Source organism: Pseudomonas synxantha, from assembly GCF_900105675.1.
Classification (GTDB): domain Bacteria; phylum Pseudomonadota; class Gammaproteobacteria; order Pseudomonadales; family Pseudomonadaceae; genus Aquipseudomonas; species Aquipseudomonas synxantha.
In genome coordinates this window covers 6041001-6058891 of the sequence record NZ_LT629786.1, presented here as the reverse complement: position 1 = coordinate 6058891, position 17891 = coordinate 6041001, and the positions used below count along the sequence as shown (strand labels likewise).

13 protein-coding genes are annotated in these 17891 nt (G+C 60.8%); 7 read left to right on the top strand and 6 right to left on the bottom strand.

All coding sequences use genetic code 11. The features are described 5' to 3' along the window. Window positions 1–50: 50 nt before the first annotated feature. From BLU48_RS28070 to aspA, 4 genes are all read right to left on the bottom strand, one after another. Window positions 51–4640 carry a hypothetical protein gene (locus BLU48_RS28070; RefSeq protein WP_057023291.1) on the bottom strand — a complete coding sequence of 1530 codons (4590 nt, stop codon included), beginning with the start codon at window positions 4638–4640 and terminating at the stop codon, window positions 51–53. A 93-nt stretch (window positions 4641–4733) separates the two neighbouring features. Beyond that, entirely contained in the window at window positions 4734–5717 is a 984-nt protein-coding gene (locus BLU48_RS28065; protein WP_057023292.1) for an asparaginase, read from the bottom strand. A gap of 77 nt (window positions 5718–5794) precedes the next feature. Then, a complete protein-coding gene (locus tag BLU48_RS28060; protein ID WP_057023293.1) occupies window positions 5795–7246 on the bottom strand; it encodes an alanine/glycine:cation symporter family protein in 1452 nt (483 codons plus the stop codon). Between the two features lie 392 nt (window positions 7247–7638). After that, window positions 7639–9063 (bottom strand): aspartate ammonia-lyase, encoded by a 1425-nt coding sequence (gene aspA / locus BLU48_RS28055; protein ID WP_043048143.1) that lies wholly within the window; start codon window positions 9061–9063, stop codon window positions 7639–7641. Between the two features lie 182 nt (window positions 9064–9245). On the opposite strand from aspA, the gene BLU48_RS28050 reads away from it, so the two are divergent. The 5 genes from BLU48_RS28050 to BLU48_RS28030 all read left to right on the top strand — a co-directional run bounded on the left by BLU48_RS28050 (window position 9246) and on the right by BLU48_RS28030 (window position 13181). After that, window positions 9246–10154 carry a LysR substrate-binding domain-containing protein gene (locus BLU48_RS28050; protein ID WP_043048142.1) on the top strand — a complete coding sequence of 303 codons (909 nt, stop codon included), beginning with the start codon at window positions 9246–9248 and terminating at the stop codon, window positions 10152–10154. Window positions 10155–10626: 472 nt separating this feature from the next. Beyond that, entirely contained in the window at window positions 10627–11118 is a 492-nt protein-coding gene (gene purE, locus BLU48_RS28045) for a 5-(carboxyamino)imidazole ribonucleotide mutase (protein WP_003176980.1), read from the top strand. Window positions 11119–11129: 11 nt separating this feature from the next. Then, entirely contained in the window at window positions 11130–12215 is a 1086-nt protein-coding gene (locus tag BLU48_RS28040; RefSeq protein ID WP_057023294.1) for a 5-(carboxyamino)imidazole ribonucleotide synthase, read from the top strand. A 106-nt stretch (window positions 12216–12321) separates the two neighbouring features. Continuing rightward, window positions 12322–12567 (top strand): GlsB/YeaQ/YmgE family stress response membrane protein, encoded by a 246-nt coding sequence (locus BLU48_RS28035; RefSeq protein WP_005792540.1) that lies wholly within the window; start codon window positions 12322–12324, stop codon window positions 12565–12567. A gap of 77 nt (window positions 12568–12644) precedes the next feature. Then, complete coding sequence (locus BLU48_RS28030) at window positions 12645–13181, top strand: DUF3299 domain-containing protein (RefSeq protein ID WP_046070137.1); 537 nt, start codon at window positions 12645–12647, stop codon at window positions 13179–13181. A 118-nt stretch (window positions 13182–13299) separates the two neighbouring features. On the opposite strand, the gene BLU48_RS28025 is transcribed toward BLU48_RS28030, so the two are convergent. Beyond that, window positions 13300–14199, bottom strand: coding sequence for a D-hexose-6-phosphate mutarotase (locus tag BLU48_RS28025; RefSeq protein ID WP_057023295.1), 900 nt, complete (start codon window positions 14197–14199; stop codon window positions 13300–13302). A gap of 58 nt (window positions 14200–14257) precedes the next feature. Next, complete coding sequence (locus tag BLU48_RS28020) at window positions 14258–14662, bottom strand: acyl-CoA thioesterase (RefSeq protein WP_003176975.1); 405 nt, start codon at window positions 14660–14662, stop codon at window positions 14258–14260. A gap of 458 nt (window positions 14663–15120) precedes the next feature. Between BLU48_RS28020 and BLU48_RS28015 the strand changes: the two genes are divergently transcribed. Further along, window positions 15121–16410, top strand: coding sequence for an MFS transporter (locus BLU48_RS28015; RefSeq protein WP_005792537.1), 1290 nt, complete (start codon window positions 15121–15123; stop codon window positions 16408–16410). Between the two features lie 172 nt (window positions 16411–16582). After that, a complete protein-coding gene (locus BLU48_RS28010; protein WP_057023296.1) occupies window positions 16583–17569 on the top strand; it encodes a phosphate ABC transporter substrate-binding protein PstS in 987 nt (328 codons plus the stop codon). Window positions 17570–17891 lie beyond the last annotated feature (322 nt).

Sequence of the window (17891 nt, the reverse complement as noted above, 5' to 3'; positions counted from 1 at the left end):
GGTTCCGGCCTGGGTTTACCAGGCTGGAGCAAATTATGTGCCGTTGGCGATCAATCCCGCACGGGTGGGAAGAACACGCGCTTGGCCTGTGCCAAGTTGATGGTGCTGCGATAGAAATCGACCTGTTGCTGTGCGTTGAGCCCATGAACGTCATCGGCCTGGTCGCCCTGCGCATGCTCTTGCGGGGTCTTCAAGCGAGCAGAGAGAAACCGATCGAGCGGCGCATCGGAGGTCGAGTAATGGAAGTGGGCATACCAAAGCACGTCTTTTGTCGATGCATCGGTGAGGATGTATTCATCCAGATAATCTTTGGTCGCGCTCTTGATTCTGCGTCGTTTGCCCGGTTTCTTGATACTGAGCAGGTCATGGCTCGTGAGCCATTCGACCCGTGAGAGCGTAGGCGGCTGTTGCTTGATCATCGTCTGCACCTGCTCGTTGGCCTGCTGGTAAAGGGCCTGCGCCGCATCATTGAGTTCTTTGCCCAGCGCGGCGGCGGCGGGCTGCTCGCTTTCCGTGGCATTGACCTTGGTCAGCGCTTTCTCGATAGTCTCCGCGGCCTGCTCCAGCACTTGAGCATGTTGATGAAACATATGCTCGATGCCGATCGGGGTGCGGGACGGCTTGCCGATTTGCGCCGTGGCCCGGGCCTGGAATGCCGGCAGTTGGTCGATCAGCGATTGCCCATGGGCAACACTGGCTTCGACTGTGGGGGCGGCAAGTGCGGGCTGGGTAGTGGTGGGCGAAACGTGCTCGACCCAGACACCCGGTTTTTTTTCATGAAAGGTGGCGATGAGTTTATGGGTCAAGGGTGACTTGATGTCGACAAGGTCGGTCTCGAGCCCCACTGACGTCAGGCGTGGCTCGCCAATCAGCATGCCGTTGAAGCGGGTATGGATGAACTTTTTGGTCGGCCGTGGCGGTGTCGGCGGTGGCGTTGGTCGGATACGGGCTTGCGCCTGCTCAAAGTGCAGGGGCGCCAGTGCGGCCTTGGCTCGATTTGCAAATGTGCCCAGCGTGCTTCGCAGGTTTTCAATGGACGTATCGAGGGCCTGCTGGGGGTAATCCTCGCAGAAGTCCTGCAGGTGTTCGTCAATCAGTTGGAACTGCTCCACCAGGCTGGCCAGGATTTCAATGCGTTCGTCCAGGCGCGACTTGCTGCGCTCTTTCAGGGCGTCCTGCAGGGTCTCCACCGCAATATCGGCCTTGTCGACAATCTTGCTGATCAGGTTCCAGGCGTCAGGCTCAGTGGTGATCGATTGCGGGCTCAGGCACAGGTTTCGCGTCAGCGTCACTTGCAGGGCCCGCAGGTGATCGCTGGTATAAAGCGGCAGTTTGGCCTTGGCGGTTTGAATCAGCTGTGTGCCCGCCCGGGCGAGTTCGCGTAATTCGGTAAAGCGCGTCTGGGTGTAGTCCAGGCGCTTGATCATGTCGCCGCACAGGTCCGTCATCAGTTGCGCGTCGGTGATGCGGTTGGCCTGGGACGAAGTCGATGGGGTTTCGATCTGGTCCAGCACTGTCTTGAGCTGCGGGGTGAACCGGGTCTGCAGCTCTCGGATGCCGGCCTCGTTGAGGTCCAGTTGTGCCTTCACATAACCGAGGGCTTTTTGCTGGAAATCAGGCACCTGGGTGAAGACATTCAAGGTCATCAGTTGTTGGCGTACCTCTTCGTATTCCAGGCTGTGGCTGTCGAGTTTGTTCAGATAGGCCTCGCGTTTGGACTGGGTTGAACTGCCAGAGGCGTCCTGCAGCGCCTGGAACGCCTGCTGCAGGTCACGTTGGACCGTTTTCTTGGTTTGCTCAAAGGCCTTCAAGTTGGTACTCAGCTTTTCGGATTCGGCCTTTGCCTTGTCAGCCGCCTTTTTCTGCTTGCCTTTGCGACCGCCGCCGGCCAGGCGTAGGCGTGTGTCGATAAACCAATCGCCCCGGGCGTTGTGAATCAGCGGCAGGCCTGTGCGGTTGGGCTGCTTGGGATCGACAATGACCACGGTTTCGTCACCGACCAGCTTGACCTCGAACCAGCGTGCGCCCACCGGCGCGTAGTAACGCTGTTCATGTAGATAGAGATGTTGATAAGCCCCTTCTTCGCTGATGGCGTTTGCCAGGCCCTCGGGTTTTTCGATTTTAAACGTGTCCAGTACCGTCGCCAGGCTGCTGGTGGTTCGGGTGAGCGCGCCGTGGGTGTTGAGCGGCAGGTCATGGTCGGCAGGCGGCTGCTCCTTGGTGCGCGTGGGGAGCTGTTCCACGCTGATCGAAGTTTCAGCGCCGACGCGGGGTGTTTCAGGCTCGACCTTGGCAGCGCTGGTGGCAGGGCGGGTGCCGGTGGCCACATGCAAGGTGACGGCCATGCCCAGGTTAAGCAGTACATCGGTGAGCGCCGACCATTGTGCCTGTTGCTCGCCGTGTTTGTGGGCCTCGACCAGGGTTTGCACCTGGTCGAGGATCTGCCAGATCCAGGCACCCGTATTTGCAATACGGCCCATGAAGGGCAACGCTGCATTGAAGATCAGCCAACCGGCCTGCTTGAGCGTGGCCCAGCGGCTTTCCGCGTTGGATACCGATTGGCGGTCCGCCAACTCCACCAGTGCCTTGGCGTTCGCATCAAACAGGGTGTTAAACAGGTCGCCGTTGAGGGCTTGCTGGCCCAGGCTCATGGGGCCGCTGTAGGTCCAGAGCTTGTTCGGTTCCACGAGGAAGTCGGCCACTGCCCAGGGTGAAGGCAAGTCGCCGGGAAATACATAGTTGGAGTAGTCAGTACGCACGGCGTCGGGCAGCCAGGCCACCACCGAGTCACGCAGCGTCGGTGACTGTGCGATGGCATATAGCAGGTTCGCCGGTGACGGGAATTGCATCAGTACCGGCTCGAACAGCGGACGGTACAACAGGCAGGGACCGGCTTCGGCGTTCTGCGGGCCAATGACGTACATGTTGCTCACCACATCCTGTCCATTGCTTTGTCGGCGCTTGGGCACGAAGGCCAGGGGGCGGATGACGATTGCTTGCCCATCTACATAGCGGTCGGCACTTTCAGCTTGCATGACTGCTGCCACGTAGCGATAGCCGCGCTCATCGATCCCGCCCTCCTGGCGTATCTTGTGCTGCAAGGCCAGCAGCGGCAGTTGGATGCGCAGGTGCTGGGTGTACAAGGCTTTGCGCCGCGTCGACTCGGTGGTGTCGTCGATCAATTTGCTGCGTATCAGTGCCGGATAGGCACGGCCAATATCGGCCTTGGTGATGAGGGTTTTCACGTAGTCGACGCTCAGCCACTCAGGCAGGGCCTTGCGCGTCTGCATGCGCAGGCTTTGATTACCCAAGGGCAGTGCAATCAGATTTTGCAGGGCCAGTTCGGCCAGGCTGAAGGCGCGGGTCTCGACCTGCCCCGGTACCGTGAACGTGCCCCACACCACCTGGCTCTGTACCTGGATGGTCAGGGTGTCCAAAGCCAGGTACGCGGCCTTGGGATGCTCCTTGATGATGAGTGCCCTGAGCGTGTCGCGGGCATACTGCTGGAGGGGGGGAATATCATCCTGGTACGTCTTGCCCTCGTTCCGGCCGTGCAGCGCGGCCAGGTCCTTGAGGTGCCGCGAATAAAACGCGCGATCCGAAGCAGTGGCTTGGGCGAGCCAGTCCGGCAGCACTTGTCGATACCATTCAAGATCCGGCCCTTTTGGGGTGACCTGCCCGATCGTCCCTGTCAGCACGCTCAACGGCGCTTTGGTGGGTGTGGCCGGTGTGTCGATGGAGACGGTGGTGAGGGCGTCGATTTGCAGGGTGATCAGGGAGAAGGCCAACTGCTCGAAAAAGTTGCCGACGGGTTCATACAGGCGCCACTGCAAACGTTCATAAACAGTTGGCTGATACACCAGCGTCGCCAGGTATTCGCCCAATTGGTCCTGGGTGTCGAATTTTTTGTAGCCGTCGAGGGATTGGCAGAGGATTACGTCTTGCCCCCCGGACTGGCCCAGCAGTACCGCAATAAATACTTGCGGGGTGTGGCTGGCCTTGCCGTCGCTCACCAGGTCAACGTCGACCAGGCAAGCCTGGAGCTTGCTGCCTGCGGTGCGGTTCGCCGGGTCGGGCGAGTGGTACAAACGGCGCGCCAGTGCACAGTCGTCGTCGGTCCAGCCGTCCACCTGCTGCACATTCCAGGTGCTGCGCAAGGTGCTGGACAATTCGTGCCAACGCGGGCCGATGCCGTTGCTGTTGTTCCAGTACGTCACCAACTGTTCCTTGAACGCCTCAAATACCACCGGCGCCAGGACATTGATGGTATTAGCCACTTCGACGATGCGCACCGGCACATGCACCGCGGGTTCCGTGAGGGGCAGCGGGGTAAGAAAATGCTCGCCTTCGATGCACAAGGTGGGCTCCTTCAACACGGCCTGCCTGGCCAGCAGGGTGCTGAGGGTTCGATACTGCGGGGGGCTGGAGATAATCTTGTCGTCTACCAGCTCCCACACTGGCGTGCCCAGCAGGGTGGTGTCCGGATTGATGTGCAGGTCGGGGTATTTTTCTGCCAGGGAGTCGCGCAGCAGTTGGCCGGCCACCTCGGTGATCGAGGGGCCGACGCACAGCTGGGTGATGAGTTTAAGGGTGAGGTCTTCGGATTTGGCAGCCTGCGCGGTGGCGCTTGAGGTGGTCATGGTACATCCCTGTCTTGCCGATGGAGGGGAACAACCCGAGGGTCAGGCCCGGGGTTTCCATGCTAGAAAGGCGCAAGACAGGGCAGGGGGTAGTTATCTAGGACAGGCCTCGGTACCCAGGTCCAGCTCCACCAAGCGGCGGATCTCTTCGCTGGCCAGGCCGGCGCCGAGCAGGGCATGGAGCTTGCCGAACGCCGCTTCACGGGTCATGCCTGCACCCGACAGCACGCCGGCGTCGCGCAGGCGGCTACCGGCTTCATAGACATCCAGTTCGACACCGCCTTCATGGCATTGGGTAATGGCGACCACCACTACATCCCGGACCTGTGCGCGCTTGAGGCTGGCGAGGAACTCGGGGTTGTCGCTGGGCCCGGTGCCGCTGCCATAGCACTCCAGGATCAGCGCCTGTACCCCGCTGTCGACCAGGCTGTCCACCAGCGCGGCCCGCATGCCCGGCACCAGCGGTAATACGCCGATATCCGCCACGGTCTTGGGCTGACGGTAATCCAGCGCGGCCGGTAGTGATTCGGCGCGGGGCTGGTTACCCATACGCTGCAAGGTTGCAAACGGATGGCGGCCAAAGCTGCGCACCTTGGCGCAACGGGTCGGCGGTAGCAGTTGGCCGTGGAAATACAGCTGCACTCCGGATGCCAAGCCTTCGCCCAACGCGGTCAAGGCGCCGCTGACGTTTTCCCAGGCATCGCTGTCCGGCACGCCGGCGGGCAACATCGAACCGGTAAACAGCACTGGTGCGGGCAGGCCCAGCAGTTGGAAGCTCATGGCTGCCGCGCTGTAGGCCAGAGTGTCGGTGCCGTGCAGGATCAGTACGGCATCGCAGCCCTCGTCCACCGCCTCGACCACGGCGCTGCGCAGATGCTGCCAGTAGGCCGGGGTCATGTTGGCGCTGTCGATCAGCGGCGACATTTCGCGAAAGCGCCAGGCGGGTATCGATTGATTGGCAAGCTGTTCGCGCATGCGTGCTTCAAAACCCGACGCCGGGGCCAGGCCATTGGCGCTGGCCTGCATGCCGATGGTGCCACCGGTGTAGAGCACCATGACGTTATTAGCTGGTTGCATTGAAAAGTCTCCTGAACGAAAAACGCCGCCGGGCCCAGAGCATGCCCAAGGCCGGGCGGCGTGTCATCTATCTACGCTTAACGTTGCGTTTGGGCGACCGATTCAGCAGTGGCTTGCATGGCAGGCTCCGGTTTTACCGGGTTGGCCGGCCAGGCTTTGCGGTCCAGGTCCAGGTCAGGGAACTGGCTGGAATCGAACACCGGGGTCTTGATGCCTGCCGCACGCTGGTTGTCGTAGTCGTTCAGGATGCGCATGGCGATCTTGAACAGGAACGCCAGGGCGAACAGGTTGACGAAGGCCAGCATGGTCATGGTGATGTCGGCGAAGGCGAACACGGTGCTCAGGTTCTCGATGGAACCCCAGAAGATCAGCACCAGTACCAATGCGCGGTAGCCCATCAGCACCTTGCGGTTATTGCCGACCAGGAAGCGCAGGTTGCTCTCGCCCAGGTAGTAGTTGTACATGATCGAGGTGAACACGAACAACGCCAGGGCCACGGAGATAAACATCCGGCCCCAGTCACCGACCACCGCCGCCAGGGAGTTCTGGGTCAGGGCAATGCCATCGCCTTCAAAGCCCGGCGTGTAGAAACCGGAAAGCAGGATCAGCAACGCGGTGCAGGTACAGATGATGAATGTGTCGAGGAACACGCTGAACGCTTGCACCACACCTTGGGCAATCGGGTGTTCTACCGAAGCGACTGCCGCCACGTTAGGCGCACTGCCTAAACCTGCTTCGTTGGCGAACACGCCGCGCTTCACACCCATGATGATCGCGCTGCCGACCAGGCCGCCGAAGGCTTGGTCGAGGCCGAACGCGCTCTTGACGATGGTCGCGAGCATGGCGGGCACGTGGTCGAATTGCAGCACGATCACGTACAGGGTCACGGCGATGTAAACCAGGGTCTTGACCGGCACCAGCAAGTCGGCGATCGAGGCGATACGCTTGATCCCGCCGATGAACACCAGGCCCAGCAACACCGCCAGCGCGAGGCCGGTGTAAGTGGTGTCGAGGCCGAAGGCATTGTTCAGCGAATGGGTCACGGCGTGGGCTTGCAGGCCGTTGAAGGCAAAGCCGAAGGTCACCAGCAGCAGGAACGCCATGACCATGCCCAGCCAGCGCTTGTGCAGGCCATGCTGGATGTAATACGCCGGGCCGCCACGGTAGGTGCCTTCGGCGTCGGTGCGCTTGTACAACTGGCCAAGGGAGCACTCGATAAAGCTCGAGGACATGCCCACCAGTGCGGTGACCCACATCCAGAACACGGCGCCCGGGCCACCCAGGGTCACGGCAATACCGACGCCTGCAATGTTACCGGCACCCACGCGGCCCGCCAGGCTGAGCATCAGCGCCTGGAACGAGCTGAGTTGGCCGGCACTGCTCTTCAGGCTGTCTTTAAACACCGAGAACATATGGAAAAAGTGGCGCAGTTGAACGAAACGCGAGCGGATCGTGAAATAACCGCCGAGCCCGACTATGAGCACGATCAGTACTTTCCCTGAGAGGAAGTCGTTGATGACTTCGAGCATGGAGTGTTCCTCGCTGATTTTTCTGATGGCAAACGCAGGACGGTTCGACACGTCGTATGGCACCAGGCAGTGCACGACCGTTCGACCCCAATCCTTTTGCGGGTGTTGTTATTCATGCGGTGTCGCGTGGTACCCGGGCCTCGTTACCGATGGCCGCAGACGCGAGAGGGGCGGCACTATACCTAGGCGAGACTGATCCGTCTGCACGGGCTGATTAAAGGTTTCAGCCACGCGGTGGCAAGCAAGGTGGGTTTGCAGGGCGATATTGGAGTTTTTATGGGCTTCATTTCACAACCTTGAGGCAAAAAAAAGGGCCTGAAGAACGAGCCTTCAGGCCCTCAAAAGGTGAGAGGTGTCTAGTCCCTCAACCTGGTGAGCGGTGTAACAAACGCTTAGGCCTTCAACGGGACCAGGCGTGGAGCGATCATGTTTTCGGGGCGCAGGATGTCGTCGAGCATGGCGTCGTCGAGCAAGCCTTCCTCACGCACCAGTTCCAGCACGCCGCGGCCGCTTTCAAGGGCGATACGCGCAATGCGGGTGGCGTTTTCATAGCCGATGTAGGGGTTCAGCGCGGTGACCAGGCCGATGGAGTGCTCCACCAGTTCGCGGCAGCGGGCTTCGTTGGCGGTGATGCCGACGATGCAATGCTCGCGCAGCATGTCCATGGCGCGTTGCAGCAGACGGATCGAATCGAAGATCTTGAAGGCGATCAGCGGCTCCATCACGTTCAGTTGCAGTTGGCCGCCTTCGGCTGCCATGGTCAGGGCCAGGTCGTTGCCGATGACTTGGAACGCCACCTGGTTGACCGCTTCCGGGATCACCGGGTTGACCTTGCCGGGCATGATCGAGCTGCCTGGCTGGCGCGCCGGTAGGTTGATCTCGTTGATGCCGGTACGTGGGCCGCTGGACAGCAGGCGCAGGTCGTTGCAGATCTTCGACAGCTTCACCGCGGTACGCTTGAGCATGCCGGAGAACAGCACGAAGGCGCCCATGTCGGAGGTGGCTTCGATCAGGTCGGCTGCCGGCACCAGCGGCTGGCCGCTGATGGTCGCCAGGCGTTGTACGGCCAGGGCCTGGTAACGCGGGTCAGCGTTGATGCCGGTACCGATGGCTGTGCCGCCCAGGTTGACTTCGGTGAGCAGCTCCGGCGCCAGGGTTTTCAGGCGGGCCAGGTCTTCACCCAGGGTGGTGGCGAAGGCGCGGAATTCCTGGCCGAGGGTCATCGGCACGGCGTCTTGCAATTGGGTGCGACCCATTTTCAGCACATGGCTGAACTCGGCGCCTTTGGCGGCGAACGCCTGGATCAGGCTGTCGAGGCTGGCCAGCAGTGCGTCGTGGCCCAACAGCAGACCCAGGCGGATCGCAGTCGGATAGGCGTCGTTGGTCGACTGCGCCATGTTCACGTCGTTGTTGGGATGCAGGTACTGGTACTCGCCCTTCTGGTGACCCATGGCCTCCAACGCGATGTTGGCGATGACTTCGTTGGCATTCATGTTGGTTGAAGTGCCGGCGCCGCCTTGAATCATGTCCACCACGAATTCTTCGTGGAAATCGCCGCGGATCAGGCGGGCACAAGCTTCGCTGATGGCAGCGTGCTTGGCATCGCTGAGCTGTCCCAGTTCGCGGTTGGCGTCCGCCGCTGCTTGCTTGACCATCGCCAGGCCGACCACCAATTTCGGGTAATGCGAAATCGGAACGCCCGAGAGGCGGAAATTATTCACCGCTCGCAGGGTCTGGATGCCGTAATACGCTTGAGCAGGTACTTCGAGTACGCCAAGCAGGTCTTTTTCTGTACGGAAAGATGCAGCAGAGGACATGACGGAAATCATCTCGATATGGACCCGGAACTGGCCGGAACGCTGCGAATGCTAGGCTTGTAGAACTTTTTGGGCCAATGCTGTTAAGCACTGGCCTATGCACAAACGGCATAATGTGGATGTGACCCAGCTATGATGGCGGGCGTGTGTGCCAAAATGGTGCATACCCTTGGGAGGAAGTGATGAACCTTGAGAGCAAATGGCTGGAAGACTTCAGCGCCCTGGCGGCCACCCGCAGTTTTTCCCAGGCAGCGGAACGGCGCTTTGTCACCCAACCGGCGTTCAGCCGCCGTATCCGTAGCCTTGAGGCCGCGTTGGGCCTGACCCTGGTCAACCGCTCGCGTACGCCAGTGGAGTTGACGGCGGCGGGGCAGCTGTTTCTGGTGACCGCGCGCACGGTGGTCGAACAGCTGGGCGAAGTACTGCGCCATTTGCATCACCTGGAAGGCGGGCAGGGCGAAGTCATGCAGGTGGCGGCCGCGCACTCGCTGGCACTGGGGTTCTTCCCACGTTGGATCGCACAGCTGCGCAACGAGGGCCTGAACATCGCCACGCGACTGGTCGCCACCAACGTCGGCGATGCGGTACACGCTCTTCGCGAAGGTGGTTGCGACCTGATGCTGGCGTTCTACGATCCCGACGCTGCGATGCAGATGGACGCCGAGATCTTCCCGTCCCTGCACCTGGGCAACACCGAGATGCTCCCGGTCTGCGCTGCCGATGCCGACGGCAAGCCGCTGTTCGACCTCGAAGGCGAGGGCAGTGTGCCGCTGCTCGCCTACAGCGCCGGAGCGTTCCTCGGCCGCTCGGTGAATCTGCTGCTGCGCCAGCGGGCCCTGCGCTTCACGACCATTTACGAAACCGCCATGGCCGACAGCCTCAAGAGCATGGCCCTTGAAGGCTTGGGTATCGCCTGGGTGCCGCAGCTGAGTGTGCGTGCGGAGTTGGCACGCGGTGAACTGGTGGTGTGCGGAGGGCCGCAATGGCATGTGCCGCTGGAGATTCGTTTGTATCGCTGTGCATTGGTGCGCAAGGCGAATGTGCGGTTGCTGTGGCGCAAACTGGAAGGAGGCGCGGCGCAAAGTACCTGAGCCTGACACAGATCCAATGTGGGAGGGGGCTTGCTCCCGATAGCGGTGTGTCAGGCGCTGATTAGGACACTGAAACACCGCTATCGGGAGCAAGCCCCCTCCCACAGGGTTTTGCGGTGTAGGGGACTGACTCAAGAGTCAATAAAACCGCCGGTTTGAGCGGCTAGACAGATGGTCATTCCAGGGGCTGTTTATCTGGATTATTACGGTATACTGCGCGGCCTTCGGCCGGTCCAACCGGCCGCGTTTCGAGGTCAGAACTCGCCGAGCGAAGATCAGGCAAGGCAAAAACAAGCGAGGAAGCGGAGTTGGCTTTAGCCAATGAGCATTCCGAGTTTGTTTTCAACGCAGCCTGATTGAGCGTAGGCAGTTCTGGCCCGAAACTAATTCGTACAACAAGCCACGCCGGTCTCCCGCGTGGCTTGTTGTTTTTTGACGCGCCTGCGGGCGCCCAGAGAGAAGAGGCACGACGATGAGTGCATTGGTTGGCGTGATCATGGGCTCCAAGTCCGATTGGTCCACCCTTAGCCACACCGCCGATATGCTGGAAAAACTCGGCATTCCGTATGAAGTGAAGGTGGTCTCCGCCCACCGCACGCCGGACTTGCTGTTCCAGTATGCCGATGAAGCAGAATCCCGTGGCATCGAGGTGATCATCGCCGGTGCCGGTGGCGCGGCGCACCTGCCAGGCATGTGTGCAGCCAAGACCCACCTGCCGGTGCTTGGCGTGCCGGTGCAGTCGGCGATGCTCTCGGGCGTGGATTCGCTGTTGTCCATCGTGCAGATGCCAGCCGGTATCCCGGTGGCGACCCTGGCGATCGGCAAGGCCGGCGCGATCAACGCCGCGTTGCTGTCCGCCAGCATCCTGGGCGCCAAGCACCCGCAGTTCCACGCGGTGCTGAAAAAATTCCGTGCCGAGCAGACAGACAGCGTGCTGGACAATCCAGACCCACGTATCGCCTGAGGTTGTTGACGATGAAAATCGGTGTAATCGGTGGCGGCCAACTGGGCCGCATGCTGGCCCTGGCGGGCACTCCGCTGGGAATGAATTTCGCTTTTCTGGACCCGGCGCCAGACGCCTGCGCCGCCGCCCTGGGTGAACACCTGCGCGCTGACTACAGCGACCCGGATCACCTGCGCCAACTGGCTGACGAAGTCGACTTGGTGACCTTCGAATTCGAAAGCGTCCCGGCCGAAACCGTGGCCTTCCTGTCGCAGTTCGTGCCGGTTTACCCGAGCGCCGAAGCCTTGCGCATCGCCCGGGACCGCTGGTTCGAAAAGAGCATGTTCAAGGACCTGGGCATCCCTACCCCGGCCTTCGCCGACATCCAGTCCCAGGCAGACCTGGACGCCGCTGTCGCCAGCATCGGCCTGCCGGCCGTGTTGAAAACCCGCACTTTGGGTTACGACGGCAAGGGCCAGAAAGTCCTGCGCAGCGAAGCCGACGTGGTCGGTACTTTCGCCGAACTGGGCAGCGTTCCTTGCCTGTTGGAAGGCTTCGTGCCGTTCACCGGCGAAGTCTCGCTGATTGCCGTGCGAGCCCGCGATGGCGAGATCCGTTTCTACCCCTTGGTGCACAACACCCACGTCAACGGCATTCTCAAGGTGTCCGTGGCCAGCACCGATCACCCGCTGCAGGCCCTTGCCGAGGACTACTCCAGTCGTGTGCTCAAGCAGCTGGATTACGTCGGCGTGATGGCGTTCGAGTTCTTTGAGGTCGACGGCGGCCTCAAGGCCAACGAGATCGCGCCCCGCGTGCATAACTCCGGGCATTGGACCACCGAAGGCGCCGAGTGCAGCCAGTTCGAAAACCACCTGCGGGCGGTCGCGGGCTTGCCGTTAGGCTCTACGGCCAAGGTCGGCGAGAGCGCCATGCTCAATTTCATTGGCGTGGTACCGCCGGTTGAACGGGTAATCGCGATCAACGACTGCCACCTGCACCACTACGGCAAGGCCTTCAAGGCCGGGCGCAAAGTCGGCCATGCCAACCTGCGTTGCAAGGACCGTGCGACCCTGCAGGCACAGATCCTCAAGGTCGAGGCGCTGATCGCCGAGCAATAACCCGAGGTTCGGCGGGAACCATTGGTGGCCGTCGTCTCTCTGATTGCAGGATGACAAAGCCTGGCTAGGCTTTGTCATGACTCATATTCAATCAGAGGGAAATGCCATGGGTATCATTGGAACCATTTTTATCGGCTTGATCGTTGGCCTGCTGGCGCGTTTCCTCAAGCCTGGCGACGACAGCATGGGCTGGATCATGACCATCCTGCTGGGTATCGCCGGCTCCCTGGCCGCGACCTACGGCGGCCAGGCACTGGGGATCTACCAGGCAGGCCAGGGTGCGGGCTTCATCGGCGCACTGGTGGGTGCCATCGTGTTGCTGGTGATCTACGGCCTGATCAAAAAGAAGTAATCAGCCGACAAAGTCCTCTGCGCTGCGCAGGCGCAGGGGGCTAGAATGCTCGACACTTGTATTTGCCGAGCCTCTCCATGCGCCGTCTTCTATTGACCCTTCTGCTGCTGGCCCCTGGCCTGACCCATGCTGGCGAACTGCCGGAAACTGACTGGCTTGAACTGATGCCGCTTTCGGACCAGAAAGCCCTCGAAGCCATGCCCGAGATCGACCACAACTCCCCCGAAGCCCAAGGCACGTTCACCGAAAAAGGTGGCTTGAAACAGAGCAAAGGCTTGCCCGCGGTGATGTATTCCACCAAGACCGTGGCCGCCATGAACGGCAAGAACATCCGTATCGGCGGCTATCCGGTGCCGCTGGAAACCGATGCCAAGGGTCGCAGCACACTGTTCTTCCTGGTGCCTTACCCTGGCGCCTGCATCCACGTGCCGCCACCGCCGCCTAACCAACTGGTGCTGGTGCGGTATCCCAAGGGATTGAAGCTTGACGATATCTACACGCCGCTGTGGGTCACGGGCACGTTGAAGGTGGAGAAGGTCAACAATGACTTGGCGGACGCAGCGTATGCGCTGGAGGCGGGGAAAGTGCGGGTAGTGAAGGAATCCGATCTCTAAAACCCTACACATAACCAATGTGGGAGGGGGCTTGCTCCCGATAGCGGTGCTTCAGTCACTTGAGATATTGACTGAACCGAAGCTATCGGGAGCAAGCCCCTCCCACATTTGATCGGGTTTACAAGGTGATACTGGTGATGCTCACGCCCAAGGTGTGGCTTTCACCGGCCGCCAGGCTCACCACATCATCCAGCACATTTGCCGTTTCGATGCACAACATGCCCTGCCAGCCATCGTCAGCCATGTCATCAAGCGCCTTGGCCCGTTCGGTCCAGGGGTTCCAGACTACCGTCGAGCTCGAGCCCTGGCTGATGAGTTGGACGCGGCGCTGCCAGTCTTTATCGACAATGCTCAACTGCGCCGGCGTATCCAGGTAGATGCGATCCGTCTCGGCGGTGAAGTGCAGCAGGCCGGCTTGCTGCTTCTCGGTCCAGCCGTCGGCGGTATCGATATACGCCAAGCCGTCCAGGCCCTCGACCTGCACATTGCGCACATCGCTCACAGCAAAGTAGGTGTGCAGCGCCTGGCTGAGGGTCACGGTGTCGGTGCCTTGATTGTGGCTGGTCAGTTGGATGTGCAGTTGGTCGTCCAGCAGCAGGCTTAACGTCAAGTTGACCTGATGGGGCCAGTCGGGAAAGCCGCCCGCAGGAACCGGCAGCGCCAGCTCGATGCGCAGGGCTTCACCTTCAATTGCAGTTTCGGTCAATTCCCAGAGGGCGGTGCGCACAAAACCATGCGCGCCAGCCGGTTGATCGCTTTGACGCATCGCCTTGACGCTTTGCGGGTTGCGATCAAACACGCCAAACCACGGCCAGCACACCGGCACGCCGGTACGAATGCCCTTGCCCGGCTTGAACACCGCTTCAGGGTTCGGCCAGATCAGCGGCTGCTCGCCCTGGCGCTGGTAACTGAAGATGTGCGCACCCTGCCGGGCCACCATCAGTTCGGCGCCGTTGTGGCGAATGCGCCAGCAGTCCAGCTCGTCGACTTTCACCGTTTCAACGTGGGGCGTAGGCATAACAAAGCTCTCTCAATGGCAGGCAATGGGGCAATTGACCGTCAAAACCCGGCGATGTTTAACGCGCTCGTGACGGCACAGACCGCGTGCGGCCGCTGCCATCGATGGCGACGAACACAAATACCGCCTCGGTCACCTTGCGCCATTCGCTGGACAGCGGGTCATCGCTCCACACCTCGACCATCATCTGGATCGAGCTGCGGCCGATTTCCAGGGCCTGGGTATAGAAGGAAAGCTGCGCGCCCACCGCCACCGGTACCAGGAAGGCCATGCGGTCAATAGCTACAGTCGCCACTCGCCCACCGGCAACCTTGCTGGCCATTGCCGTGCCGGCCAGGTCCATCTGCGCGACCAGCCAGCCGCCGAAGATATCGCCAAAACCGTTGGTTTCACGAGGGAGTGCAGTGATTTGCAGGGCGAGATCGCCTTGCGGGATAGGATCTTCTTGTTCGAGTTCGATCATGCCGGGGGTGCCTCTGACCCGTGACGCTTCTTATAAGTGGTGCAAAGTGGATAGCCGACTATTGGAAAAACGTTTCAGCACAAACATACGCGTTCGACGCGTTTCTCGTAAGGCGTGCTAAAGGGAAACTCTGCCAAACCGGCTGGGCGGCCCCAACGGCGTTTGGCACAGCAGCCCTCAAGACCGCGGTTCTGCGCTTGCAAGGGCCGAGTATATCGAGACGCTGGCGCCGCGACGACCTCCCAAGGCTCATTTGGTCGGTAAATAGGCGCTGTATCGGGGCTTTTTCCGGCAACTGTGCTCCTGGCCGAGTTGAGCGCTGGCCTGCGTCGGTAAGATTGCCTGCCACTGAACTGTTAAGGGCTCGACGCTGTGCTTTTTGGAGCGATTTGCTATCTTGCCAAGCCTGCCGCAAGTCCCGGGCTTGCCGTCCTGACTACTATAAGAGAAACCTTGCCATGTCTTCCGTGCCCGCAAGCAGTGCGCAACCCTCGCGCCCGCTGACCCGCAACGACTACAAAACCCTGTCGCTGTCTGCCTTGGGCGGGGCGCTGGAGTTCTACGACTTCATCATCTTCGTGTTTTTCGCCACCGTGGTCGGGAAACTGTTCTTCCCCGTCGACATGCCCGAATGGCTGCGCATGATGCAGACCTTCGGCATCTTCGCCGCCGGCTACCTGGCGCGCCCCCTGGGCGGCATCATCATGGCGCACTTCGGTGACCTGCTGGGGCGCAAGAAGATGTTCACCCTGAGCATCTTCATGATGGCCGTGCCGACCCTGATCATGGGCCTGCTGCCGACTTACGCGCAGATCGGCCTGTGGGCGCCGCTCCTGCTGCTGCTGATGCGCGTCATCCAGGGCGCGGCGATTGGCGGCGAGGTACCGGGCGCCTGGGTGTTCGTCTCCGAGCACGTCCCGCCGCGCCACATCGGCTACGCCTGCGGCACCCTGACCAGCGGCCTCACCGCCGGTATCTTGCTGGGCTCGCTGGTGGCCACCGCCATCAATACGGCCTATACCCCGGAGCAGGTCTCCGATTACGCCTGGCGGATCCCGTTCCTGCTCGGCGGTGTATTCGGGCTGCTGTCGGTGTATCTGCGCCGCTGGCTGCATGAAACACCGATCTTCGCCGAGATGCAGCAACGCAAGACCCTGGCTGCCGAGCTGCCGTTGCGTGCAGTGCTGCGCGATCATCGCGGCGCCATTGTGTTGTCGATGCTGCTGACCTGGCTGTTGTCGGCCGGCGTCGTAGTGGTCATCCTCATGACGCCGACCGTGCTGCAAACCGTCTATCACTTCAGCCCTACGGTTGCGCTGCAAGCCAACAGCCTGGCCATCGTAACGTTGAGCCTGGGTTGCATTGCCTCGGGCGCCCTGGCCGACCGTTTTGGCGCCGGCCGCGTATTGGTCACCGGTTGCGCGCTGCTGTTGGCAACCTCCTGGACGCTCTACCACAGCCTGATGGCTCACCCGGACTGGCTGTTCCCGTTGTACGCATTGACCGGTTTGTTCGTGGGCACCATCGGTGTGGTGCCCTACGTGATGGTCAAGGCCTTCCCGCCAGTGGTGCGTTTCAGTGGCCTGTCATTCTCCTACAACGTCGCTTATGCCGTGTTCGGTGGGCTGACACCATTGGCGGTATCGCTGTTGATGAAGGAGAGCCCTATGGGCCCGGCTTACTACGTGGCCGTCTTGTGTGTGATGGGGATGTTGGTGGGTGGGTATCTGTGGAAACGCGGCCGCTAGAGTTAGCCTAATCCACTGTGGCGAGGCATTCATTCAATGTCTCGCTCCTTACAAGCCTTCGCTTTCCGATAGTGGCCTTTCATCTAATTGTCATATTTAAGACATAGAGTGTTCACACGGCCTCCCGATACTTGGCCCCGATCCAATTATCCCTATCTGCTAGGAGCAAGGCATGAAACTGAAACGTTTGATGGCGGCAATGACTTTTGTCGCTGCTGGCGTTGCGACCGCCAACGCGGTGGCCGCTGGTGTTGATCCGGCAATTCCGGCTTACGTCAAGACCACTGGTGTGTCGGGCAACCTGTCCAGCGTCGGTTCCGATACCCTGGCCAACCTGATGACCCTGTGGGCCGAGGGTTACAAGAAGGAATACCCGAACGTCAACATCCAGATTCAAGCTGCCGGCTCCGCCACCGCGCCACCTGCGCTGACCGAAGGCACCTCCAACCTGGGCCCGATGAGCCGCAAGATGAAGGACACGGAACTGGCGGCCTTCGAGCAGAAGTACGGCTACAAGCCTACCGCTATTCCGGTTGCCGTGGACGCCCTGGCGGTATTCGTGCACAAGGACAACCCGATCCAGCACCTGACCATGGAACAAGTCGACGCGGTCTTCTCCTCGACTCGCCTATGCGGTGGCAAGGCTGACGTGAAAACCTGGGGCGACCTGGGTGTGACCGGCGACCTGGCCAACAAGCCAGTGCAACTGTTCGGGCGTAACTCGGTGTCCGGCACCTACGGCTACTTCAAGGAAGAGGCCCTGTGCAAAGGTGACTACAAGCCAAACGTGAACGAACAACCTGGCTCGGCTTCGGTCGTGCAGTCGATCAGCTCCTCGCTGAACGGCATCGGTTACTCAGGCATCGGTTACAAGACCGCCAGCGTGAAGACCGTGCCTCTGGCCAAGAAAGGCACCACTGAATTCATCGAAGACAGCGAAGAAAACGCCCTGAACGGCAAATACCCGCTGTCGCGCTTCCTCTACGTTTACGTCAACAAAGCCCCGAACAAGCCTCTGGCACCGCTGGAAGCCGAGTTCGTGAAACTGGTGCTGTCCAAGCAGGGCCAGGAAGTCGTGGTGAAAGACGGCTACATCCCACTGCCAGCCAAAGTGGCCGCCAAGGCACTGGCTGACCTGGGTCTGAAAGAAGGCAGCTGATTGCCTCTGCGGGGCCGGCCTACCGGCTCCGCATCCGAATTTTCTAGTCCGCTGCCAGCTTTGCTTCGCGGCGGATTTGTTGCGTCACTGCACTGTCATCTTTCTGTCATACAGGATCGCTAGGGTGTGCGCATGAATGATCTGGCCAATTCCACCATGACGACAACTTCTCCCCCCAAGCGCATTGATTTCAATACGCCTGAGCTGCAACGCAAGCGCCGCATGCGCGCGCTCAAGGATCGCTTTACCCGCTGGTATGTGCTGATCGGCGGCCTCGCCGTGCTGGCGGCCATTACCCTGATCTTCTTCTTCCTCGCCTATG